At 57.8% G+C, this 18,678-nt stretch carries 19 protein-coding genes; 7 read left to right on the forward strand and 12 right to left on the reverse strand.

Annotated features, from left to right (window positions below; all coding sequences use genetic code 11):
* Nucleotides 1-90 precede the first annotated feature (90 nt).
* The 8 genes from VI25_RS00005 to VI25_RS00040 form a co-directional block, all read right to left on the reverse strand.
* Nucleotides 91-885: a ZIP family metal transporter gene (locus VI25_RS00005; protein ID WP_045687396.1), complete on the reverse strand. Its 795-nt coding sequence runs from the start codon at nucleotides 883-885 to the stop codon at nucleotides 91-93.
* Nucleotides 886-968: 83 nt separating this feature from the next.
* Complete coding sequence (locus VI25_RS00010) at nucleotides 969-1,238, reverse strand: DUF167 domain-containing protein (protein ID WP_045687395.1); 270 nt, start codon at nucleotides 1,236-1,238, stop codon at nucleotides 969-971.
* A gap of 195 nt (nucleotides 1,239-1,433) precedes the next feature.
* The gene (locus VI25_RS00015) at nucleotides 1,434-2,051 is read right to left on the reverse strand and encodes an endonuclease III domain-containing protein (RefSeq protein ID WP_201783242.1); all 618 of its coding nucleotides are present in this window, start codon (nucleotides 2,049-2,051) and stop codon (nucleotides 1,434-1,436) included.
* A gap of 114 nt (nucleotides 2,052-2,165) precedes the next feature.
* A complete protein-coding gene (locus VI25_RS00020; RefSeq protein WP_052694990.1) occupies nucleotides 2,166-3,137 on the reverse strand; it encodes a hypothetical protein in 972 nt (323 codons plus the stop codon).
* A gap of 77 nt (nucleotides 3,138-3,214) precedes the next feature.
* Nucleotides 3,215-5,842 carry a DUF2339 domain-containing protein gene (locus VI25_RS00025; RefSeq protein WP_152981424.1) on the reverse strand — a complete coding sequence of 876 codons (2,628 nt, stop codon included), beginning with the start codon at nucleotides 5,840-5,842 and terminating at the stop codon, nucleotides 3,215-3,217.
* The gene (locus tag VI25_RS00030; RefSeq protein WP_052694989.1) at nucleotides 5,812-6,915 is read right to left on the reverse strand and encodes a hypothetical protein; all 1,104 of its coding nucleotides are present in this window, start codon (nucleotides 6,913-6,915) and stop codon (nucleotides 5,812-5,814) included. Before VI25_RS00030 ends, VI25_RS00025 begins: the two co-directional genes overlap by 31 nt.
* An 80-nt stretch (nucleotides 6,916-6,995) precedes the next feature.
* Nucleotides 6,996-7,406 (reverse strand): response regulator, encoded by a 411-nt coding sequence (locus tag VI25_RS00035; protein WP_045687392.1) that lies wholly within the window; start codon nucleotides 7,404-7,406, stop codon nucleotides 6,996-6,998.
* A 45-nt stretch (nucleotides 7,407-7,451) separates the two neighbouring features.
* Entirely contained in the window at nucleotides 7,452-8,951 is a 1,500-nt protein-coding gene (locus VI25_RS00040; protein ID WP_052694988.1) for a sensor histidine kinase, read from the reverse strand.
* Between the two features lie 205 nt (nucleotides 8,952-9,156).
* On the opposite strand from VI25_RS00040, the gene VI25_RS00045 reads away from it, so the two are divergent.
* Nucleotides 9,157-9,963, forward strand: a complete 807-nt coding sequence (locus VI25_RS00045) for a TrmH family RNA methyltransferase (RefSeq protein WP_045687391.1) — start codon at nucleotides 9,157-9,159, stop codon at nucleotides 9,961-9,963.
* 21 nt (nucleotides 9,964-9,984) lie between these two features.
* Here the strand turns inward: VI25_RS00045 and VI25_RS00050 are convergent, their stop codons facing one another.
* The gene (locus tag VI25_RS00050; RefSeq protein ID WP_052694987.1) at nucleotides 9,985-10,719 is read right to left on the reverse strand and encodes a YqjF family protein; all 735 of its coding nucleotides are present in this window, start codon (nucleotides 10,717-10,719) and stop codon (nucleotides 9,985-9,987) included.
* Between the two features lie 26 nt (nucleotides 10,720-10,745).
* On the reverse strand, nucleotides 10,746-10,877 hold the full coding sequence (locus VI25_RS27495) for a hypothetical protein (protein ID WP_262489889.1): 132 nt from the start codon (nucleotides 10,875-10,877) through the stop codon (nucleotides 10,746-10,748).
* 144 nt (nucleotides 10,878-11,021) lie between these two features.
* Between VI25_RS27495 and VI25_RS26210 the strand changes: the two genes are divergently transcribed.
* The 5 genes from VI25_RS26210 to VI25_RS00075 all read left to right on the forward strand — a co-directional run bounded on the left by VI25_RS26210 (nucleotide 11,022) and on the right by VI25_RS00075 (nucleotide 15,228).
* Complete coding sequence (locus VI25_RS26210; protein ID WP_152981426.1) at nucleotides 11,022-11,186, forward strand: acylphosphatase; 165 nt, start codon at nucleotides 11,022-11,024, stop codon at nucleotides 11,184-11,186.
* A gap of 119 nt (nucleotides 11,187-11,305) precedes the next feature.
* Nucleotides 11,306-11,638 (forward strand): DMT family transporter, encoded by a 333-nt coding sequence (locus tag VI25_RS00060; RefSeq protein ID WP_045687389.1) that lies wholly within the window; start codon nucleotides 11,306-11,308, stop codon nucleotides 11,636-11,638.
* Nucleotides 11,639-11,657: 19 nt separating this feature from the next.
* Nucleotides 11,658-12,614 carry a hypothetical protein gene (locus VI25_RS00065; RefSeq protein WP_055562151.1) on the forward strand — a complete coding sequence of 319 codons (957 nt, stop codon included), beginning with the start codon at nucleotides 11,658-11,660 and terminating at the stop codon, nucleotides 12,612-12,614.
* A 169-nt stretch (nucleotides 12,615-12,783) separates the two neighbouring features.
* On the forward strand, nucleotides 12,784-14,115 hold the full coding sequence (locus tag VI25_RS00070) for a cytochrome ubiquinol oxidase subunit I (protein ID WP_045687388.1): 1,332 nt from the start codon (nucleotides 12,784-12,786) through the stop codon (nucleotides 14,113-14,115).
* An 84-nt stretch (nucleotides 14,116-14,199) separates the two neighbouring features.
* Entirely contained in the window at nucleotides 14,200-15,228 is a 1,029-nt protein-coding gene (locus tag VI25_RS00075) for a cytochrome d ubiquinol oxidase subunit II (protein ID WP_045687387.1), read from the forward strand.
* Nucleotides 15,229-15,233: 5 nt separating this feature from the next.
* Here VI25_RS00075 and VI25_RS00080 read toward each other — a convergent pair whose 3' ends face one another.
* Together VI25_RS00080 and typA are read right to left on the reverse strand one after the other, a co-directional pair.
* A complete protein-coding gene (locus tag VI25_RS00080) occupies nucleotides 15,234-15,785 on the reverse strand; it encodes an HAD family hydrolase (protein ID WP_045687386.1) in 552 nt (183 codons plus the stop codon).
* Nucleotides 15,786-15,863: 78 nt separating this feature from the next.
* Nucleotides 15,864-17,672 (reverse strand): translational GTPase TypA, encoded by a 1,809-nt coding sequence (typA, locus tag VI25_RS00085; protein WP_045687385.1) that lies wholly within the window; start codon nucleotides 17,670-17,672, stop codon nucleotides 15,864-15,866.
* A 255-nt stretch (nucleotides 17,673-17,927) separates the two neighbouring features.
* Between typA and msrB the strand changes: the two genes are divergently transcribed.
* Nucleotides 17,928-18,503, forward strand: a complete 576-nt coding sequence (gene msrB, locus VI25_RS00090) for a peptide-methionine (R)-S-oxide reductase MsrB (protein ID WP_045687384.1) — start codon at nucleotides 17,928-17,930, stop codon at nucleotides 18,501-18,503.
* Nucleotides 18,504-18,678: the final 175 nt, after the last annotated feature.

Genomic DNA, 18,678 nt, shown 5'->3' on the forward strand with positions numbered 1-18,678 from the left:
CTTTCTAGTTGCGTGTGAAGATGAGGAAGTTTGGCTAACTGCTCAAACCTGCAAGTACCAATTCCTGCTTAATTACGGGCGTGTAGCTTCCTAGCCCATTTTGCTAAGTACGAAGGATACTAAGAACCCAAGCACGGTAATGAGGCCGGTGAAATTATGCGCCACCTCAAACGCCTCAGGAATCATTGTGTCGGCAATCATGGCCAGCACGGCCCCGGCTGATACGGCAGTAGTGGCCGCTACTACGTCGGCAGAGAACCCACTGAACACCGTGTAGCCAAGTAGGGAAGACAGACCCGAAATGACGGCAATACCGGCCCATAGTAGCAACACGTACTGGGGAGTACGCCCAGCCTTTTTCATACCCGCCGCGCTGGATAGTCCTTCCGGTAGGTTGCTCAGAAAAATGGCTACTACGGCCACCATGCTTACCGTCCCGCCTGCCAGCATACTTAGCCCAATCACAATGCTTTCGGGAATACCATCGAGCAATGCGCCAATGGCCAGAGCCATGCCGTTATCGGCCCCGCTTTTGTTGCCGGGGTTTTGGCCCTGCTGCACCGCAGTGCGCTCAGCGTGTTGCTGATGCCCAGAGCGTTTGCGGTGCTTGGCGCCGTAGCGCGCTAATAGCCAATTGGCGAAGGTGTAGGCCGCCGCACCGCCCACAAAGCCGAGCCCAGTGGAGTCGAAGCCGCCTTTTTCGTAGGCTTCCTCCATCAGTTCCAGAGAAAGAGTGGAGATAAGCACCCCACTGCCAAACGCCATGATAGCGGCAATGAGGCGTTGCGGTACGTTCAGAAAGTAGCCAGCTGCTGCACCCAGCAGCAGAGCGGAGCCAGAAACCAGGCCCCAGAAGCCAGCAACGGCCCAGGTAGGAAATAGCATCGGAAGAGGGGAAAAAGAGGCCGCCAAGCAGCCGGTAGGAACAGGTCAAACGAGCAAAAATGCCACGTGCTACCCGATACGGACTACTGGCGAAAAGGCTGCAAAGCCGCCTGAAAGGCTTGCTCGGTGAGGTCCGTAATTTCCACCTTCTTGAAAGGCGCGGTATGCCCGCTGAGCAGCGTAACGCTGGATTTCGACACGCCAAATACCTCCGCCAGGTAGGCTAGGAGGCAGGCATTGGCCTTACCATCGTGGGCGGGGGCTTGGAGGCGTACGGTTATGCTGCCATCTGGCCCAACCACTAACTGAGTGGTGCGGGCATTAGGCTTGGCTTTGAGATGCAGAACAGGCACCGAAAGAAGGAGTGATATGGAAGACCATCGGCCCTGCCCGCAGAAAACGAAGCGGGCTCGCGCGCCAGCAAAGTTACAGGAGTGTCAGTTGGGCCGCCGTACCCAGGCGGGCCTGCCCGAAGGGGCAACGGGCCGCTACCACGCAACGTCCACAAGCGGGGGTGTGGAAGTAACAGCATTTTTGGCCATGAAACATTAGGGCTTCGTGGTGGTCGTACACCTGTTGGGCGTCCCAATCCGGGGGGAGCAAGGCGTCCAGTAGCGCATGCGAAGCTCCGTGCCCACCTTCGGCCCAATCAGCCCTAGGCGTTGCGCCACCCGGTGATGATGACTATCGACGGGCATGGCCGGGCGACGTAGGGTGCTGAAAAGTAGCACGGCGGCACTGGTTTTAGGACCCACGCCAGGCAGCTGCTCCAGCCACGCCCGCGCCTCCGGGATGGGTAAGTCGGCCAGAAACTCTAGGTCGCAGGGGCCGCCGCAGCGCTGGCCTACTTCGCGCAAGATGTGCTGCAGGCGGGGCGCTTTTTGCTCGGGCCACGTGCAGGGGCTGATGGCCTCTTCTACTTCGGCCGTAGGGGCATCGCGCACTTGGTCCCAGGTAGGAAATCGAGCCCGCAACTGCTGGTAGGCCCGGTGCGAGTCTTGGTTGCGGGTGCGGTGAGAAAGCAAGGAACTGATCAGCTCACTAAGTGGGTCTTTCGTGCTGAAAAAGGGAAAGGGCGCACCATATTCGGCGCACAGCCGCTCATGCGCCCATAAGGCCAGGTCGCGGCGCTGGGCTAGTGTGTCGGGGGAGAGGGCAGGCTTCACCTTAGCGCTTACGCGCAGCCCTGGCCTCTAGGTTGAGGTTGGCGCAAAAAGAAATCCCACCCGGCGCGGCAGCCAGGTGGGACTGAAAAGGGCAACATTGGAGGGTATCAGAAATTACTGACCTCGGTTGTAGAGCATGATGGCCTGCTTGACGCTGTTTTGCTGTTTGCCACCAATAACCAAGGGTACAATAGCCAGCGGAATAGCGGCGTACATCAGCGGGGAGATATTGAAGCCATTGTTGGAGCTGGTGCTGAAGCTAGACAGGACCCCCGCCAGCAAAAGGCCACCGGCGCCTACGTAGCTCAGGGTCGTGAGCGTTTGGTAGCGGCGGGCGTTGCTGAGTAGCTGGCTGCTGCCAGGGTTGTCGGACACGGCCAGCTGCAAGTTGCGGATGGTCATGTTTTCGATGGGGCCGTTGTCTTTGCTGAAGTACTCCGTTTTCACGGTGCGGTAGCCGCCGTACGGGAAGCCACCAAACCCACCATAGCGCCCGTAGCCGTAGGGGCTGTAGCCATAGGGGTTGTTTACGTACTGCTGGCTGGTGATGGAATAGAGGCTAATACGACCCACCCGGTCGCGGCGCAGCGTGGTCTCGCGCTTGCTGCGGCCCGGTAGGGTAGTGCGCACATAAAATCCTGTTTCATCTTCGTAGTAGCGTACCTGGTCCATTTCAAAACGCTGCTGCCCATCGAGCAGCAAAAACGTGCGACCAAATACGGGCTGCTTTATTTCCACGTCATAGGCGCGCATCACCTGCCCCGATTTCAAGCCCACTGCAAAACGGGTGGTATTGGCCGGGGGAAGCACCGCTTGCCGCTGCCGGCGCTCTGCTTCTGATACGGCGGGTGGTTCGGCAATGGTGCGGGGAGCAGTCTGAACCGTCCGGCGGGTAGTATCGGCGGGAGTCGGCGCCACGGATACCGGCGTTTCGGGCGTTGGGCTGGGAGCAGGAGTAGTAGCCGGTGGGGGCGTGGTAGGGACAGGAGCGCCTGGCAGGGTGTTGAGCTGGCGAGGCGTCTGTTGGGCCAAACCCGGAACAGCAAGCGTGCAGAGCACGGCCATCAGAAAGGAGCGGAGCTGCATAAGAGGTGTAGATAAGAACGTATGCCGGAATAGGGCCGGTGCCGAGTGGAAATTAGGTGAAGAAGAAGCCGCCAAGCCTAGGCTACTGGCGGGTCAGCGGCGGGCGGCACTAGTGAGTCGGGGATGTCGGCGGCCTCAAAGCGAGCTTTGAAGCGCGAGTATAACCCGTTCATACCCAGTAAGAGCAGTCCCATGAAAATGAATACCAGGGCGCGGGTGAACGTATCGCGTTGGCTGAGGTCGAAAAATACGAGCCGTACCAAACATACCAGCACACCTGCCAGGGCTACATAACGCATATCGCGCCGCCGTAGTGCAATGCTGGTCCCAAATACCGCCACGCATTCCAGCGTGAGCAAAACCGTAAGCACGGACCGGTCGAAGGACTGGATGAGCAGCAGGGACAGCACCACAAATGCCGGGTATAGGAGCGCACTCATTAGGGCTTTGGGAGCAATATGAGTGAGAGGCCGCAGCCACCCAGCAGCGGTCGGCAGGCTGGGCGGTACCAACTGGCTGGGTACCAGCGTTAGGGCTGTGTAGCCAAACAACCCTACTGCGGTAAGCGCCACGGCCCACCAGTCTAGCGTGAGAATAGCGGCGGGCGATAAGTGCCTCAAGGCAGCTATAGCGGCCGCTCCCGCTGCTAGCCAATAATAGAGGCGGCCGTAAGCCCACATGCGGCGTACCCGCTCGGGTAAATGACGAGCACCACACGTGAGCAGGAAGGCCGTGAGTAGCAAGAACGGCCCGTACCAGGGGCCCCGCAACTCCTGCAACAGAGTGGGCGTCCAGAGGCCCAAGGCTGCTTCGGGCAGCCACGGATGCAGCACCCGCCACGAGCGGTACTGCAGTAGCCCCATGGGCGGCCGCAATGCCGCCACGCCCGCCAAGGCCACCAACATGGCTAGGGCCGAAAGACGGTGCTCTGGGATGCCTGCCGCCGTGCCCGTTGCCGGCATAATGCATCCTACGTGCACACACAAAGCCAACCCCAAGAAAGCGTATCCTAAGTGCAGCAAATAGCGGTCGGGGTAGCCCTGGCGCGCAACTTCTGCCTCGGTGGGGGAGGAATGTCGGAATCCTATGGCCGCTATACAGGCCACGCCTGCTAGACCTAACCATAAGAGCATCGTCAGGAAATAGTAGTGCGCCGGGCCAGGGAGTAGTGAAGTGAGCACCAGCAGTTGGGCGCCCAGTAAGTACAGCCACGGCCAGCGGACATAGCGGCTTTGGGCCGCTACCCAGCTCACCCGCAAACCTACTGCGGCTACGGCTACCAGAGGGACTAGGTAGCGCAGGGCCAGCACTCCTTGCAAGGCGTTGGGGCGGTGTATATCGAAGGCTACGCTCCACTGCATAGCTGTAAGCCCCAAAGTTGCTAGCATAGCTCCCGCCCATACGCCGGGTGCTGCTACATAGCGCCGGAGTACAAGCAGCCCCGCCAGCACTGGGGCCGCCGCCCAGCCCAGCCACGCGTGCGAGTAGTAGTAGGCGCAGCTAGTAAGCAGCAGCCACCCTACCGACGCACCTACTAGGCGCACTTTGTACGTGGGGCCTACGGGCAGCTCATCGAAAGCCGGAAAGCGGCGCGCTGCTACTAGCTGCCATACCAACGTAGTGAAGGCGGCAACGAGCAGCACCGTTGCGCGGTGCCAGGTAGGAAGTGCGCTTCTGGTAGACTCATGCACCACAATAGGCAGCACCAAAGTCCCGAGTAGAATGGCCTGCACGTGGAGGCGGAGCAACAGTCGTTCTTGCTTCCAGCCCAGCACGGCCGCTGCTACCAGCAGTTCCAGATACAAGATTAGTCCTACGCTAGGCCAGTTCATACCAGCTTGGTGCAGCCCCATGATAGTAAGAAGCAGTACTAATTGACCCGTGCCTATGTGCACGCGCGCCAGCCAGCCAGCCACGGGCCGAACCCATGCTGCCAGCCCCAATAGTCCTGCTCCTACAAGGGTAGAGGCTACTAACAGTGCTGTAATAGGAGGCTGGGGCCACTGGTGCAGGGCATAGGAAAGCAGCCCGGCTGCGCCAGCAGCCAGCAGGCTGCCCGCCACGCCTGTAGTATTCAATACCTCGCTCGCAAATCCCGATAAGGTAACATCTGCTTCCTCACCGGTAGGCCGTGGGCGAGTACCAAGCCAGCGGAAGTACGCCGTAACTAGCCCTGCGGAGAGCAGTAGCACACCCACGTGACGGTAGAGTTCTGCGGGGGTGTAGGTAGAAACTAGTGCCGCGTTCAGCAGAATCTGTCCGGCTGCGGTCAGGAGCAAGCCAATAGACGCTACCTGGAAGACTACTGGCTCGTTTTCGCGGGCCATCACCACGGCTACCACCATCATTTCTAGGAGCACAAATAGCAACACCACGCTGCCCGATGCCTGCCAGCCCTGCAAGGACAGGGCCGTAGCCAACGCCAGGGCCAGCGAAATCAGGGTGTCGGTGCGGAAGAGCCAGCGGATACCGAGGCGGCGGGCATGACGAGCCACGAAGAAGGTAGCAATAGCTCCTAAGCCCAGCGGAATAGTTTTCCAGCGCGAGCCAGTGCTATACAAGTACAGGTTAATACCTAGGAAAGTCCAGTTGAGTAAGTGCGCTACAAACAGCAAAGGCACGAAGCCTGCCTGTGCGTAAATGCGCCGATACTGCACAAGGGCGGCGGCAACACCTACCAGCAGCACCAAGCCCATGGCCACCAAGCGCAACGCCGGCTGAGTGCTACGACTTGGGCGTGCCAGTAGAGGTGGAAGCAGAAAAAGCTCACCAGCGTGAGGAGCAACTGATATTTCCACCGCTCGCGGTACGTAATGCTGATGCTGAACACCGTGACGCCAGTAGCGGCGGCCAGGGTAATAACTGTGGGTGGCAGCACCGCCAGCGACACCAAGCTCAACACCCCGTGCAGCGTGGCTACTGACTCGCGGCTGGCCGTCCAGGCAAGGTAAAGGTTGAGGGCTACGCCCGCAAACAGCAGCAGGTAGTCGAGGGGTGGCTCGGCCCAGCGGAGCCCTGCAATACTGACAGAACCCACGCAAGCAAACAGGAAAATAGCCGCCGCACTGCTTTGCAGCCACACACTTAGTTTTTCGGCAAATGCAAAACGCCGCAAGTACACCCGAGAGCCCAGGAGCGCGACCGCCAAGCTAGTAATCAGCAGGAAGCGGTAAACCGGGGCGAGCCGCAAGGCGGTGTATATGCCCAGAAATCCTACACCTGTCACGAGTACTACAGCCCCCAGAATACCGGTCCAGTTCTCAAGTAACAAACGCTCGACCCGGTCCCACCAGGTAGGGCCGGCTGGCATGGGTGGCTTGGGTGCTACCACTGGTGGGATTGCCACGGGCGGAGCAAGGTGCCGGGCCACCTCAGGCACTACCACGGGTGGTGCCGCAGCAGCAAGGGGCGCGGCTACTGGCGCCGGAACCGGAGTAGGAGCAGCCGGGCGCGGAGCAGGAGGTAGTACCGGTACTGCTGGCACTATGGGCGGTGCCACAACGGGGGGAGGCGCCGTCACTGGCGGGGCTGGGGCTGGTGGGGCCGCCGGGCTAGTAGCCACTACCAGTGGTGGCTTGGGCAGTGGTGAGGCCGCTGCTGGGAGAGTAGTGTGGCGGAGGGTTTCTTCTAGTAGCTGAAGCCGCCTTTCTAGCTGCGCCTGGGTGTCGTCGCGCTTGCGTAAGTCGCGGCGCAAATCGTCAAGCTGCTGCTGAAAACGGCTGTAATACATGTAGCCGACGCCCGCAACGATAATTAATATAAACAACGCAATATCCATGACTCCCAAATAGCAAAAAAACCTGCGGAGCATCCCTATAAGGAAACTTCGCAGGTTTAAAATTGTGCTGTTGGCTTCGGCTACTTCAGCAGCTTTTCCAGCAAGTTCATGCTGTCTACCATGTCGGGGCTGCTCTCAAAATCCAGGGGCTTGAGGATGTAGCCGCTCACCCCCAAGTTTTGCGTATTCAGACGGTCTACATCCATGCTGGAGGTAGTGGTAATAAACACCGGAATGTCGCTAAGCTCTGCCGTTCCTCGCAGCTCGGCCAGAAATTCATGCCCATTCATTTTGGGCATGTTCAGGTCCAGCAAAATTACCTCGGGCAGGGGCCGGATGGGCTCCGCACCATTACGGCCCAGCAGCAGGTCTAGGGCTTCCAGACCGTTGAAGGCCGTGTGCAGGGTGTGGGGTACGTTAAACTTTTCGAAGGCCTTCTTGGCCGTCATGGTATCAAAGAAATCGTCTTCGACGAGCAGTACTGAGCGCATAGGGGAGGGGTATTTGCGGAAGAAAGCAGTGCTAGGGTAGTGCCGCTAGGAACTAGCTACTTCTTTTGGCCACGTGAAGATAAATGCTGCACCGTCGCCTTCCGTCGATTCTACGTGAATAGTGCCTTTTTGCTCATCAATTATTTTTTTGACGATGCTAAGGCCAATGCCCGTACTCTCGGCCGTGTGCCGGTCGCGTAGGGTCTGGAACATCAGGAAAATTTTCTCGTGAAACTGCGGCGCAATGCCGGGCCCGTCGTCCTGCACCCGAAATTCGTAGCACTGGCCCACATCGCGGCTGGTGACGGTGATGGTGCCCGCAGCCTGGTGATGATACTTGGCCGCGTTGCCCATCAGGTTGGTGAACACCTGTTGCAGGCTCAGGCGGTCGGCAATCAGCGTGGGCAGGGGCTCGGGCGTGAGCACCTGAAAGCCAACCGGCACCACTAGCTCCTTCACTTCGGCTACCAGTTGCTGCACATTGACTTCCTCTACCTGGCGCTGGGTGCGGCCGGCGCGGGCGTAGGCCAGCAGCCCGTTGATGAGGTCTTCCAGCCGATGCAGGCGGCCCTTCATCATCTCCAAGTATTGGCGCATCTGGTCACTGAGTTCGTGCGGCAACTCGTCCTCAATCCACTTCATCACCGTAACCACGCCCCGCAGCGGAGCCTTCAAGTCGTGGGAGGCCACGTAGGCAAACTGGTCGAGCTCCTGGTTGCGCTTTTCCAGCGCCGCAAAGCTTTCGTCCAAGGTTTGGGTCATGCGGTTGAGGGAAGAGCTTAAGTTGCCTAAGCTGTCCTGCTCCTGGTCACTGATCTTAACCGTGTAGTCGCCCTGTACCACTTTGTTGGCTAGCTCCTCAATGATGTGAATGCGGTGCGAAACGGCCGCGTTGGTATTGGCCAGCTCCAATTGCAGCGCTTGGTTGGCCCGCAGCTCCTGGCTGATTTTGGTGAATAGCCACAGCACAATGAGTATGGCCAGCACCGCCGATACGACAATGGCTAGTGGGGTGGTGTTTTCGTAGAAATCCTGATTTTTGGCCCGGCCTTCCAGCAAGGTATTCTCGGTGTTCCGAATGCGCAGAACGACGGCACGTAGCGTCCGCAATACAGAGCGGTCGGCGCGGGTCAGGTCGCGGGCAGCGTAGGGGGAAGGGGGCACTTGGCGCCACTTCTCCAGCAGCACCTTCTCGCTTGCTACTATCCGCCGTAGCGTATCTAGGCGGTCAAGCTGCTCGGGGTTGTCACGCAGTAGAATCTGCAGGGCATCAAAGTCGGTATGCCACGCTTCTACTGCCTCAAGGTAAGTGGGTAGGAAGGTTGAATCGTTTAGCAGCAGGTAGCCCCGCACGGAAGCCTGGGCGTCGCGCACTTTGGTGCGCAGCTCCGAAGTGTGCTGAATAACCTGGTAGGTGTGCTCTACTTGGCGTGTATAGAAGCTAAGCTGCTGAATGCTACGGTAGGCGGCAATGGAAGTGAGCAGCAGCACGAGTAGCGCAATACTGAAGCCCAGAATAATTTTGGTGTTGAGTTGTAACCGCATCAGGAAAAGCGTGGCTGAACAGAGGGCAGGCAGGGCGCCTACGCGAATGCAAGAGTACGGGTTGGGCTCCACAGTTGCGGTACTTTGCCTCCGGTTGCTTTTGTCTGCCCGGCGTAGCTGTGTGGGGCTGCAAGTTCCTGGGGGCGCATCGGAGTAGCTGCCGTATCTTCGCGCTGCCGGAGTTGCCCCCGCCCGGTTTTCCCCCATGCCCGACCTCATTACCAGCCCCCAAAATCCGCGTATCAAAAACCTGCTCAAGCTCCAGCAAAAGTCCTCAGAGCGGCGGGCCCAAGGACTCACTATCATAGAGGGGCTGCGGGAGTTGACCATTGCGCACGGCGCGGGCGTAGTGGTTCCGGCGCTTTTTGTGTGCGCCGAGCTAGCCGGGGCCGAGCGTCAGCAGCAGCTGCGGGACTTATTTGGGCGCGGCACTACGGAGTGGTTTGAGGTATCGAAGGCTGTATTCGAGAAAGTAGCCTACCGCGAAGGGTCCGATGGGGTATTGGCGTTGGCCCAGCCCCCAAAGCGTACACTGGATGCACTGCCCTTGCCCGCGGCCCCGCTGCTGCTGGTGCTGGAAGCGGTGGAGAAGCCCGGAAACCTGGGCGCCATCTTGCGGACTGCCGATGCCGCGCAGGCTACTGCCGTCATAGTCTGTGACCCGCGTACCGACTTATTTAATCCCAACGCTATTCGGAGCAGCATTGGGTGCTCATTTACGGTGCCGACCATTGCCACCACCCGCGACGAGTTGCTGGCCTGGTGCCGCCACCACGGCATTCGTACCTACGCGGCGGCCCTCACCGAGCACGCCGTTCCGTACACTACCTGCGACTTTCGCGGCCCCACAGCCCTGGTGATGGGCACCGAAGCCGACGGCCTTACGCCTGCCCTACTCCAGGCCTGCGACCAGACCATTATCATTCCTATGCGCGGGGCCATCGACTCGCTTAACGTGAGCACCGCTACGGCTATCCTGACCTTTGAGGCCGTGCGCCAGCGCGAAGTTTAGAAAGCGCAGATAAAACAGCTGCTACACCCGCCGGAGCCCCAACACTCGAACATCTACCGGCTCGGCGGCCAGCAGGTGTGGCTGCCCCTGCGGCGTAGGCAGCCCATGGCTTTCAATTAGGGTAGACTCCCACGTATGTAAGGTGGCCTGGCGCAGCTGCCAGGGCTCGTGCCAAAGCGTACCGCGCCACAAATGCGGGCTCTGTATAGCTTGTGGTAGTGTGGGGCCGGCGGTGTACAGGTGGTAGCGCTCAGTGAGAAAGTACTCCAAAGAGCCAGGCTGAGCCTGGGGAAGGGCCGCACCGGGCGTCCAGCTAGCGGCAAACGTAGCGGGAGGCATGTGCCGATGCGTGCGCGTGCTAGCAAAGTGCAGGGTGCCGTCCTGCTGGGTAAACTGCATACGAGCGTGCAAGTACGGCAGGTGGAAGAGGGCACGAGCCAGCTCCACGGCCAGAAAGCTGTCGGCATCCAACGATAGAAACCACACGCCCGGAACACCATCGAGGCAGGCGTAGGTGCGCACGTTTAGCTCGTGCAAGGTGCGCAGCCCCGGCACGGTAGGCAGGCCGGGCGGGCGCACGCCACTCATGGAAAACGGTACCACGCCTAGCCATGCTTGGCCTGCAAACACATCAAGCGCAAGCCGGGGTGGGAGGTAGGGCCGGAGCAAGCTGGGCGCCACGGGCCAGTGAGCAAACAGTAGCTGGCTCCAGCGCTGGTGCAGCAAGGGTAGGCCAGAAGGGCGGGAAGAAGACATAGAACAGAAACAACGCCAGCGCTCCATTAGCTAGCGAAAACGAAAAGCCAGCGGCGCTGCCCAGCATGTTCTTCGTGCCAGGGCAGGCGGCCGTTGCGGGCAGTGGCATGCATTTGCACGTTGCCATCGGATAGGCAGCGGTGGAGCAGGTAGCACATGACGTGATGAACTGAAGAAAGCAGCGTAAGCAAGCATATGGATAGGTGCACCTAACTGAAAGCCGCCCGAGCAAGTTATACGAAGCAATGGGCCCGCCCGCGGCCTACCTTCGTACATATTACCAACCATCAAACTGCTTTTTCATGTCCATCGAACACCGAACTCTTCAGGTGCACGGCCGCGTGCAAGGCGTTTTCTACCGCCAAAGTACCCAGCAGGAAGCCAGTCGTCTTGGACTTACGGGCACCGTACGCAACAACGAGGATGGCACCGTAAGTATTGAGGCGGAGGGGTCTGCCGAAGCCTGAATGCCCTGGAAGCGTGGTGCCAGCAGGGTCCGCCTGCGGCCCGCGTAGAGAAGGTAGTTGTGCGGGCGGGTGAGGTGCAGGGCTACCGCGAGTTCGCCGTACAACGAGGAAAGTAGGCCATGAAAAACTGGCTTATTCTGCTGCTAGCTATTGTGTCAGAAACTATTGCTACCTCCGCCCTCAAAGCTTCCGAGGGTTTTACGCGGCTGTGGCCTAGTGTCATCGTTGTTATCGGCTACGGGGTAGCATTCTACTGCATGAGCTTGACCATTAAGGTAATTCCCGTGGGTATTGCCTACGCCATCTGGTCGGGGGTAGGTATCTTACTGATTACGCTGGTAGGCGTGGTGTTATACAAGCAAGTGCCAGATGCCCCTGCTATACTTGGGCTGCTGCTCATTCTGAGCGGTATTGTGGTTATCCAGGTCTTTTCTAAAACAGCTTCTCACTAACCAAGCCGCTACATCTCCCATGCCTGCTGTGCGCATTTTGGTGGCTGGGGCTGCCGTTTTTCTCCTGCTTGCTTGTTCGGCCGCGCCGGAGCAGCCCACTACCGTTTCTCCCAAGCCTGTCTCAGCAGAGTTTCAGCGCTATTGGTACGCGGGAAAAGCAGAGCTCAGCCGCTACCAGCTCACCCAAAACCGTTACGACGACTTGCACCCTGGCGAAGCCGTGCTGGTATTTGTAACCGAGGATTTCTTGCCTCAGCAGCAAGTAAAATTTGAAGGTGGCTCAAGCACTGAGCAACCTACTTCGGTGCTGAAGATGAACCAAGTGCGGCGCTTCACGACGGGCATCTACGACTACTCCCTCGCTACGTCTGTGTTTACCCCCGTAGCGGTACAGCAGTTTCCGCGCACCCTCAAGGTAGTAACCTCGGTGCAGGAATGGTGCGGGCAGACGTATAGCCAGCTGAACCTACGCGGTGCACGCTACCAACTGGAAGCACACTCCTACTTTCAGCAAGAGGCCGACGAAAGCCGGACGCTGGAAGCGGTGGTGCTGGAGGATGAGTTGTGGGCGCGGATTCGGCTTACCCCGCGGGCACTTCCATTGGGGCCGCTGCGCATTATTCCGGGTACGGTGGCGGCGCGGCTGCGCCATCGGCCGCTGGGAGTAGAAAAAGCCACGGCTACGCTTGCTCCGTACCATGGGGCGGCGTTCAAGCCCGCCCAGCCTGGTACACCGCTGCTAGCCTACACGCTCCTGTATCCTGATGCCCGGCGCACACTCACCATTGTCTTCGAAGACCAGTTTCCTTACCTGATTGCGGGCTGGGAAGACACCTACAGCGGGCAAATGCAGCTTGGCAACCACACATACGGGAAAGATCAGCAACTTACCACGCGAGCTACCCGCACCCATACACTTCAGTCCGACTATTGGCAGCGCCACACGCGCCCGATTCTGTACTGCGGCAGCATCTAGGCGTCACCGGGTTCGAAAATTGAGAGGATACTACAGCCAACCATAGCAAACCGCCACTACTTTCGGGTGTTGTATCAGGTGGGCTGCTGCCGTAGCTGACGCGCCACGCGGCCTCTCTGGCTTTCTGCCGCTCCGGTTGGGGCGGCTTCACGCGTTAGGTGTTCGTGCTATGGACGATTTCTTTGCCGCCCGCTCCCAAATGGCGTTGTCGCTGGGATTTCACATTATCTTCTCGTGTATCGGCATGGTGATGCCGTTCTTCATGGCCGTTTCGCACTTCCAGTGGTTGCGCAGCGGCGACGATAACTACAGGAACTTAACCAAGGCCTGGAGCAAGGGCGTGGCTATTTTCTTTGCAACCGGGGCCGTATCAGGCACGGTGCTCTCGTTTGAGTTGGGCTTGCTCTGGCCCAAGTTCATGGAACACGCCGGCCCTATCTTCGGGATGCCGTTTTCATTGGAGGGCACTGCTTTCTTTATCGAAGCCATTGCCCTGGGCTTTTTCCTGTATGGGTGGGGGCGGTTCAATCCGTGGTTTCATTGGTTTACGGGCGTCATTGTGGGGGTCAGTGGGCTAGCTTCGGGCATTCTGGTGGTAGCAGCCAACGCCTGGATGAACAGCCCCGCTGGCTTCGACTACGTGAATGGGCAGTACCTGAATATTGACCCTATGCGGGCCATGTTCAACAACGCCTGGCTTTCTCAGGCGCTTCACATGTCGTTGGCAGCCTTCGCAGCTACGGGTTTTGCGGTGGCTGGCGTGCACGCGCTCATGATTTTGAAGCACAAAAACGTGCACTTCCACACCCGGGCTTTCCGCATTGCAGCCATTTTTGCAACGGTAGCCGCGGTGCTCCAACCCCTTAGTGGCGACTTTTCGGCCAAGGATGTGGCTAAGCGCCAACCAGCCAAGCTAGCTGCTATGGAAGCCCACTTTAAAACGGAAAATTCGGCCTCCCTTGTTTTAGGTGGGTTGCCCGACGAGGAAGGCAAGAAGGTAGACTACGCCATTAAGATTCCGGGCATGCTTAGCTTCCTGGCCCACGGCAACTTTGAGCAGGAAGTAACTGGCCTCGACCGCATACCAGTTGCCAACCAGCCACCCGTGCTGGTACCCCACCTTGCGTTCCAGACGATGGTAGGACTAGGCATGTTTATGATGGGGCTGTCCTTTCTATACTTTGTGGCGTTGTGGCGCCAAAAGCATTGGCTTCGTAGCAGTTGGCTCCTCAAGCTCTTTGTGGCGGCTATTCCGGCTGGCTTCATTGCAGTAGAAGCCGGCTGGACCGTCACCGAGGTAGGTCGCCAGCCTTGGATTCTGTACGGCATCATGCGCACCGCCGACGCTGTAACCCCCATGCCCGGTATTGCCTACTCGTTCTACTTGTTTTCGGCCGTGTATGTGTCGCTGAGCCTCGTGGTCATCTTCCTGCTCTACCGCCAAATCAAGATGGTGCCCGAGCTCTACGACCGCCCGGCCCAGCAACTGGTAGCCGCGTAGCCCAGCACAGGACTAGCCCCAAAGCTGGAAGCTTAGGTGGTGCCTAGCCTAGAAATGAAACCTCCCGTACGAAGGCCTTTTCCCATGCAATACGTTGTAATTACCTACCTCTGCCTGGCTATTCTGCTCTACTTGCTACTAGGTGGGGCCGACTTCGGGGCCGGCATTATGGAACTGTTCACGCGCAGTAAAAACCGCCGCGCTGCTCGCCAAACCATGTCCCACGCTATTGGGCCTATTTGGGAGGCCAATCATATGTGGCTCATCATTGCGGTAGTGATTCTATTTGTGGGCTTTCCACGCATCTACAGCGTCATGTCGGTGTATCTGCACATTCCACTGCTCGTTATGCTACTGGGCATTATTGCTCGTGGCACCGCCTTCGTATTTCGGCACTACGACGCGGTAAAGGACCAGATGCAGGTGCTATACAACCGCATTTTTGCTCTTTCCAGCGCCATCACGCCCTTCTTTTTGGGCGTTATTGCAGCTAGCGTGCTGGCTGGCTACATCAACCCCGCAGCCACCGACTTCTTGGCCGCCTACGTGTATAGTTGGCTGCACTGGTTTGCCGTGGCGGTAGGCATTTTCACCGTGGCACTTTGCGGTTACCTTGCCAGTGTGTACAGCATCGGCGAAACTACGAATGAGGAAGATAAGCGCTACTTCATTCGCAAAACCCGCACCATGACCCTGATTGCCTTTGCAGCGGGGGGCCTTGTCTTCTTAGCCGCCAAAGTGGAAAATATTCCGCTTTGGCAGTGGATTTTCGGTAATGTGGTTGGTACTGTAGCCGTAGTACTGGCTACTCTTTCACTAGGCGTGCTAGCCTATGCTATCAACCAGGGCCAAACTATATTGCCCCGCCTGATGGCCGGCTTCCAGGTGACAATGATTCTGTTGGCTATCAGCTACCAGCACTTCCCCGATTTCATAGTGTTGCAACACGCGCCCAATCTTTCACTGCTGAATGACCAAGCTCCCCAGGCCACTATGAATGCGCTGGGTTGGGCTTTGTTGCTGGGGAGTATCCTTATTCTGCCAGCTCTTTACTATCTCTACTATAGCTTCCAGCACGAAGCCGAGGAGAAAGCGGAAACCGCTAGCGTGTAGCGCTTTTAGCCGGCTGATAGGCGCCGCAGCCAGTCGCGCTTTTCCACTCGGCGCACATGGTGCACGTGTGCAAACGGCCGCAAATACGTGAGCAGTTGTGCAAGCACTTTGTCCTCTTCCTGCCCTTCAAAAGGTGGGATGTGCACAGCATTACCGTAGTTGGTGCGTGACTTTTCCGACGTGTCATCCACAATGAGGACCCGATCTAGCGAGTAGCCTTTTTTGCGCAGCTTCTGCAACTGCTTTTCCCAGCAGTAAGTGTCTAGCTCCAAGTTGTGCCGGTAGGTGCAGCGGCTGCGTCCCCACACGAAAGCAAATGGAATGGTTGGCGCAAGTTGGCGTACCATATCCTGCACATAGGCATCATCTGCCGATGACCATACAGCCACGTCGAACAGGGCTACTGCTTCCGCCAGAAAGGCTTCCACCATGGGCCGCTTGTACACAAAGTACTCCCCGAAGCGCATGTCTGGTTCGCGGCCTAATGGGGTAGGAGAGGCATGCAGCAAGGTTTCGTCCAGATCCAGGACTAGTAATAAGCGGGGTAGGGGCAGCATGAGTTAGGTAAGGCAGGATAAAGAAAAAGGGGAACAGCCAGTTGGCCATTCCCCTTTTTTCAGGCTAGCTGTGAAAGACTAGTCTACTTTCTTAGCTGAGCGCAAACGCTCGTTCTCGTCGAGCAGAATCTTACGCATCCGCACCGATTTGGGGGTTACTTCCAGGTACTCATCCTTCTGGATATATTCCATGGCTTCTTCCAGGGAGAACTGACGCTTAGGAACGATTTTCACGTTTTCATCCGAGCCCGAAGCACGCATGTTCGTGAGCTTCTTGCCTTTTTGGATGTTGATGGTTAAGTCGTTCGGGCGGGTATGCTCACCGATAACCTGGCCAGCGTACACTTCTTCACCTGGATCCACGAAAAACTCGCCACGGTCTTGCATCTTGTCGATGGTGTACGCGGTGCCGGGACCCGTTTCCATCGAAATCAGCGAACCAGAGATACGGCCCGGAATTACACCTTTGTACGGCTCGTAGGCCGAGAAGCGGTGGTTCATGATAGCCTCACCAGCGGTAGCCGTCAGCACGTTGTTGCGCAGGCCAATCAGGCCACGAGCAGGAATGTTGAACTCCAAGTGCTGCAAGTCGCCCTTCGGCTCCATGATAGTCAACTCGCCTTTGCGCATGGTCACCAGTTCGATAACCTTACCAGCAGTTTCCTCCGGTACGTCTACTACCAAGTGCTCGATGGGCTCCAGGCGGTTCCCATCTTCATCCTCACGGAACAGAACCTGGGGCTGGCCTACCTGCAACTCAAAGCCTTCGCGACGCATGGTCTCGATGAGCACTGACAAGTGAAGAATACCACGGCCGTACACCAGGAAGGTATCTTCACGGTCGGTTTCCTTCACGCGTAGCGCCAGGTTTTTCTCGGTTTCCTTGAACAGACGGTCACGCAGGTGACGCGAAGTCACAAACTTACCTTCCTTACCGAAGAAGGGTGAGTTGTTGATGGTGAACAGCATGTTCATCGTTGGCTCGTCGATGCTGATCGTCGCCAGTGCCTCAGGGTTCTCAGCATCAGCAAGGGTGTCGCCGATGTCAAAGCCTTCGATGCCGGTTACGGCACAGATTTCGCCGGAGCTAACTTCCGAAACCTTGTTTTTACCCAAGCCTTCGAATACCTGCAGTTCTTTAATTTTTACTTTCTTGATGGTGCCGTCACGCTTAATCAGGCTCATGTTGGCGCCTTCTTTCAGCGTACCGCGGTGCACACGGCCGATGGCAATACGACCTACGAACGAAGAGTAGTCGAGGGAAGTAACCTGCATCTGAGGAGTGCCATCTAACTGGGGCGCGGGCGGGATAGAAGCCACCACAGCGTCGAGCAGCGGAATGATGCTGTCGGTCTTTTCCTTCCAGTCGGTGCTCATCCAGCCCTGCTTGGAAGAGCCGTACAGGGTCACGAAGTCCAGCTGGTCTTCGTTAGCCCCGAGGTTGAACATGAGGTCGAATACCTGCTCATGCACCTCGTCGGGGCGGCAGTTTTCCTTGTCTACCTTGTTTACCACCACAATAGGCTTGAGGCCCAAGTCGATGGCTTTACCTAGTACGAAGCGAGTTTGGGGCATGGCACCTTCGAAGGCATCGACAAGCAGCAATACGCCGTCGGCCATCTTCAGTACCCGCTCCACCTCACCGCCGAAGTCGGCGTGACCAGGGGTGTCGATGATGTTGATTTTAACGTCCTTATAACGTACCGATACGTTCTTCGAGACGATGGTGATGCCCCGCTCACGCTCCAAGTCATTGTTGTCGAGGATCAGGTCGTCGAACTGTTGGTGCTCGTCGAAAAGCTTCGAGGCGTGAATGATCTTGTCCACGAGCGTGGTTTTGCCGTGGTCAACGTGCGCAATGATGGCGATATTCCGAATGTTCTGCATACAAAGGTTTTTCCGGGCGCAAAGGTACGGAATGTTTAGCGCAAAAACGTGCAGTAATCAATTGTGACTGAGTGAGGAAGAAACTGCGCGCGGGAAGCAATACAACTCATTGGGTTGCTGAGGTTCCCGAAAGCATAGCCAAATAGCTATTCAGCAGGGTAAGACCGAACTGTAGCTCGACCGCGTATGTTGTAGTAGCAGCCCACCCAAGTGGCGCGGCGCTGTTCTGTTTCCCCTTTTTTCTATTTCCGCCTCATGCGTTCTTCTCTTTTGCTAGTGCTGTTATCCGTGCTGACGCTGAACTCTGCTTGCTCGCAGAAAAAAAGCGCCCGCGACGCGAAAATGGACTTGTCTGATTCTCCGCGTCCGGTAACTGCCGGCTCGGCGGCCGGTAAAGCCTATCCGAAGCCGAAAGTTGTAACCGGTAAGCCCGATGAATTTCCGGTGCGCAAGACCGATGCCCAGTGGAAAGCACAGCTTACACCCGCGCAGTATTTCATTTTGCGTCAGCAAGGTACGGAGCGCCCCTTCGTGAACAAGTATGCCAACAACCACGAAAAGGGTAACTACTACTGCGCCGCCGACCACAACCTGCTGTTTTCCTCAGAAACCAAGTTTGAGTCGGGCACTGGCTGGCCTAGCTTTTGGGCGCCCGCCACGGAAGCTAGCCTGAAAGTAACGGCCGACAACAGCTATGGCATGAGCCGCGACGAACTAGTGTGCGCCAAGTGCGGCGGCCACCTCGGCCACGTCTTCGATGATGGTCCCAAGCCTACCGGCCAGCGCTACTGCATGGATTCGGACGGGATGATTTTCGAGAAGACGAAGTAGCCGCCTCGCTTATTTGCTTTACGCAGAAGCGCATTAGAGAAATAGTCTCGGTGTTTGCTTCGCCCACTGTGCTAGCACACGAGTAATTTTGTAGCGGCCCGCTGGCAATCCAAGCCAACGGGCCGTTGCGTTTGTTGTGGGGTAGTAAAAGCTCCACAGTACATTTTTCCCTTCG

It is taken from the genome of Hymenobacter sp. AT01-02 (genome assembly GCF_000961955.2).
GTDB classification, from domain to species: domain Bacteria; phylum Bacteroidota; class Bacteroidia; order Cytophagales; family Hymenobacteraceae; genus Hymenobacter; species Hymenobacter mucosus.

Bases quoted from the DNA above. Each gene is read 5' to 3' on its own strand.
- VI25_RS00050 (WP_052694987.1), bottom strand. From the start codon at position 10,719: ATGTCTTCTTCCCGCCCTTCTGGCCTACCCTTGCTGCACCAGCGCTGG.
- VI25_RS00065 (WP_055562151.1), top strand. From the start codon at position 11,658: ATGCCTGCTGTGCGCATTTTGGTGGCTGGGGCTGCCGTTTTTCTCCTG.
- VI25_RS00045 (WP_045687391.1), top strand. From the start codon at position 9,157: ATGCCCGACCTCATTACCAGCCCCCAAAATCCGCGTATCAAAAACCTG.
- VI25_RS00035 (WP_045687392.1), bottom strand. From the start codon at position 7,406: ATGCGCTCAGTACTGCTCGTCGAAGACGATTTCTTTGATACCATGACG.
- VI25_RS00030 (WP_052694989.1), bottom strand. From the start codon at position 6,915: ATGGATATTGCGTTGTTTATATTAATTATCGTTGCGGGCGTCGGCTAC.
- msrB (WP_045687384.1), top strand. From the start codon at position 17,928: ATGCGTTCTTCTCTTTTGCTAGTGCTGTTATCCGTGCTGACGCTGAAC.
- VI25_RS00020 (WP_052694990.1), bottom strand. From the start codon at position 3,137: ATGCAGCTCCGCTCCTTTCTGATGGCCGTGCTCTGCACGCTTGCTGTT.
- VI25_RS00040 (WP_052694988.1), bottom strand. From the start codon at position 8,951: ATGCGGTTACAACTCAACACCAAAATTATTCTGGGCTTCAGTATTGCG.
- VI25_RS00075 (WP_045687387.1), top strand. From the start codon at position 14,200: ATGCAATACGTTGTAATTACCTACCTCTGCCTGGCTATTCTGCTCTAC.
- VI25_RS26210 (WP_152981426.1), top strand. From the start codon at position 11,022: ATGTCCATCGAACACCGAACTCTTCAGGTGCACGGCCGCGTGCAAGGC.
- VI25_RS00070 (WP_045687388.1), top strand. From the start codon at position 12,784: ATGGACGATTTCTTTGCCGCCCGCTCCCAAATGGCGTTGTCGCTGGGA.
- VI25_RS27495 (WP_262489889.1), bottom strand. From the start codon at position 10,877: ATGTGCTACCTGCTCCACCGCTGCCTATCCGATGGCAACGTGCAAATG.
- VI25_RS00005 (WP_045687396.1), bottom strand. From the start codon at position 885: ATGCTATTTCCTACCTGGGCCGTTGCTGGCTTCTGGGGCCTGGTTTCT.
- typA (WP_045687385.1), bottom strand. From the start codon at position 17,672: ATGCAGAACATTCGGAATATCGCCATCATTGCGCACGTTGACCACGGC.
- VI25_RS00080 (WP_045687386.1), bottom strand. From the start codon at position 15,785: ATGCTGCCCCTACCCCGCTTATTACTAGTCCTGGATCTGGACGAAACC.
- VI25_RS00060 (WP_045687389.1), top strand. From the start codon at position 11,306: ATGAAAAACTGGCTTATTCTGCTGCTAGCTATTGTGTCAGAAACTATT.